Genomic DNA, 3391 nt, shown 5'->3' on the forward strand with positions numbered 1-3391 from the left:
GCGCGCTGGCACGTGCGGAATCTGTGGTCTTGTCCTAAAGTTTGCATGCGTCCATGCGGGCTAGCCACCCGACTGGCCCCTTGTTGCGCCGACTTGGACAGGGTGACAAGTGCTGCCGGTAACGACTGACCGCTCTGTGCTGCGCCTACAGTGCGGCGGCACGACGATCTGCCACGTCGAGTGCTGGCGTGTGCGGTAGCAGCGAGCCAACGGACCATCATTGGGAGCAGGTTGCCAGCCTGATGTCGAACGCAGAGACCCAGATCGCCTATGCAGGCGGCGTTGCCCAGGCCGCCGATGGGCAGGAGCCGCATTCCGCGGACGCGGACCGGCCCGTTGTCGTGGTAGTGGACGACCAGAGCGCGGGCCGGCGCTTGCTGACGCAGGTGATCCGCGATCTGGACGCCGACATCGATGTGCGCGCCTTCGCGGACGCCGCCTCGGCGCTGGACCTCGTCGCTCAGATGCACGTGGATCTGATCGTCACCGACTACCTGATGCCGGGGATGGATGGGCGCGGCTTCATCCGGCGGCTCCGGACCCTGCCGGGACGCGAGGATCTACCTGTCCTCGTCGTCACCGTGGCGGCAGACCGACAGATCCGCTACGACGCGCTGGAAGCGGGCGCTACGGATTTTCTCAGCCGCCCAATCGACGAGCAGGAGTGCCGGGCACGATGCCGCAACCTGCTGGCGCTGGGGCGCTCGCATCAGGAGCTCCGGCGCCGCGGCGAGCAACTGGCCCGGCTGTCTGGAGAGCTCAGCCTGACCGAGCAGCGCGAGCGTCGACGGCTCGCGAAGATCATCCACGACGACCTGCAGCAACTGCTCGTGGCCGCTGCCTTGAGTGTGCAGCGGGCTCGAAAACGCCTGCCTGAGTCGCAGGGCGCCGCCGAGCCGCGGGAGGCCCTAGCGACCGCCTGCGACCTGCTGCAGCAGGCCTCGGATGTTGCGCGCGGCCTGGTCGGCGACCTGGCGCCGCCGATTCTGCACGACGCCGGGCTTGCCGAGGCGCTGGAATGGCTTGCCCGTCGTTACCAGGAGCGCTATGGGCTGCGGGTGTCGCTCGACCTCGATGACTCGGTGGCGCGTCTGCCCGACGATCTGCGCAGCGTGCTGTTCGACGGGGCGCGAGAGGCCCTGTTCAACGTGGTGAAGCACGCCGGGACGCAGCATGCGCAGCTTGCGTTGTTTCCGAGCGACGATGAGCGACTGCACCTGGTGGTGGAAGACGACGGCGTCGGCTTCGACGCTGCTGCCTGGGCCGCAGGCCGCAGCGGGGAGGAGGACGGCTTCGGCCTCTTCTCGACACGCGAGCGGCTGCGCCTGTTGGGTGGCGAATGCCGGGCTTTCAGCAAGCCCGGCAGCGGAACCCGTGTCGACTTGACAGTGCCGCTTGCCCATTCGGCCCGTCAGCCAAAGGGCCTCGACGGCCTCGCCACTGACGCCGCTGGTGCACGCGGGCCGGCAACATCAGCGCCGGGTGCTGCGCGGGCGGTGACCCGTATCCTGCTGGTGGACGACCACGCCATGATGCGCCGGGCATTGTCGTCCATGCTGGCTGGCGAGCCCGGACTCTGCATCAGCGGCGAGGCGGCCGACGGTGTCGAGGCCATCGCGGAGGTGGAACGCACACAACCGGATGTGGTGCTGATGGACCTGTCGATGCCCCGTATGGATGGCTTGGAGGCCACCCGGCGCATCATGCAGCGCTGGCCCCAGATCCGTATCATCGGGTTGTCTATGCACGAGCGGGCGGATCGTGCCAGAGCCATGCTCGATGCCGGGGCAGTAGGCTACGTCTGCAAGACCAGCGGCGTTGGCGAGCTGCTCGAGATCATTCGGCGCGTAAGCGCGGTAGACACCGCCGCGGTTGCTGTGCCGGCAGCGGTTACGTGGTCCGGCTGAGGTCCACACCACCGGTATGCGGCAAACAGGCGCGGCCTGCTGGATTATGCAGAGCCATGGCTATGCAGCGAAAAGAACAGCAAACGACGTCTGATACGGGGGCGACGGCCGGCTCCGCCGCCGACGAGTCCATTAATAGGCAGCGGACCGAGATAGCGGGCGCCCCTCGGCGTGCAGACCTGTGTGCCAACGGCGCAGGGACTCCAGCGGAGCCCGAGCAGCCACTTCTGGACCTGGATAAGCTCGCCTCCCGGCGCGGGATGGGTGCCGACAGCGGCTTTTTCGAGGCGCTTGTGCGCGGCTTCCAGGAGGATGCCGAGGTTGCCATTGCAGACCTCGCCGAGGCGTTGCGGAGCTCTGACCATTCGGCCTTGCGGCGGGCGGTCCATGCGCTCGAAGGTAGTGCAGGGGAGGTGGGGGCTGTGCGCCTTGTGGCGGCCGTGCGCCGGCTGCGAGGCCTTAGGCCTTGCGAGCTCGAATCCGCAGGCGCCCTGGCACTGCTGGCAGAAGTGGAGCAGCTTCTGCCGATGACGCTGCACCTGCTTGAGCAAGCAGCTGCAGCGGCGTCCGCCCAGTGCGAGCCCTGAGGCTGTGCCCCGCCTCGCCTGTGTCGTGAAAGCAGCCTGACAGGCCGTGGCTTCGCTGGGGTACGGCTTGGCAAGCGAACGAGACAGCTCAGCGGTAGAAGCCGACCTCGGCGATGCAGAGCTCCGCCCGCATCTCCCGGCCGATTGCAACGAGGCCGAGGCGTCTGAGCCGGGTCGGATCAAGGGCCGGGACCAGCCGGTGCGGCGTGAAGTCTGCAAAGGGCAGACGGACCTCCCGCCAGCTATGACCGGCAATGAAGTCCGCGCGATAGGACTGCCAAGGCATCGTGGTGGCGGCAGTCTTGAGGTGCAGGTTGTAGGTCTCGCCGTTGCCGCGCGCGATGAGTCGAACGCCGGTGAACGCGCCGGCATCTAGGCGCCCCTCGGGTGACAGATCCAGGTTCACCTGCACGAATCCGCCATTGTTGGCCAGGCTCACTTCTCCCGTCATGCATAGTGCCCGCTGCCCATCCAGCACGCGGTACTCCATCCGTGCCGTGGAGACACCACCCATGACCTGATCAGTCACCAGCCGCCATGGGGTGCCGAGCCGGGAACGACCGTCGGCGCTGGCGAAGTCGTCGATGAGCCCGTCGGCATCGGCGGTGCCGAGCGCCGCTGTGAGCAAGGTGGTCATGGCAAGCATCCTGGCAGTGGCGCGCATTGGCTCAGTCTGCATCAGGCGCCGGCGGCTGTCATCCGCGGCGGTGAGTTGCATTTGGCGCCGACGCAACGATGTTGGCTGCAGGTGGCGGCCGCGGCAGCTGGTTCGCACTCGGTCGCATCCATCATCCCAGAAGGAGTAGTTGGACGGTCGTCAGGGCGCGTCCCGCGCGGTGTCCAGCAAGGCACAACGAGGCGGAATAGCCAACCTATTCCAACGAGTTGTAACGCAGC

At 67.3% G+C, this 3391-nt stretch carries 3 protein-coding genes; 2 read left to right on the top strand and 1 reads right to left on the bottom strand.

Translation table 11 applies throughout. The features are described 5' to 3' along the window. Nucleotides 1–242 precede the first annotated feature (242 nt). Nucleotides 243–1907, top strand: a complete 1665-nt coding sequence (locus I6U14_RS13730; RefSeq protein WP_296900084.1) for a response regulator — start codon at nucleotides 243–245, stop codon at nucleotides 1905–1907. A 62-nt stretch (nucleotides 1908–1969) separates the two neighbouring features. Beyond that, a complete protein-coding gene (locus I6U14_RS13735) occupies nucleotides 1970–2494 on the top strand; it encodes an Hpt domain-containing protein (RefSeq protein ID WP_296900085.1) in 525 nt (174 codons plus the stop codon). 88 nt (nucleotides 2495–2582) lie between these two features. Here I6U14_RS13735 and I6U14_RS13740 read toward each other — a convergent pair whose 3' ends face one another. Then, nucleotides 2583–3131, bottom strand: coding sequence for a CIA30 family protein (locus I6U14_RS13740; RefSeq protein WP_296900086.1), 549 nt, complete (start codon nucleotides 3129–3131; stop codon nucleotides 2583–2585). Nucleotides 3132–3391 lie beyond the last annotated feature (260 nt).

Source organism: Thiohalocapsa sp. (genome assembly GCF_019695415.1).
Lineage (GTDB): Bacteria > Pseudomonadota > Gammaproteobacteria > Chromatiales > Chromatiaceae > Thiohalocapsa.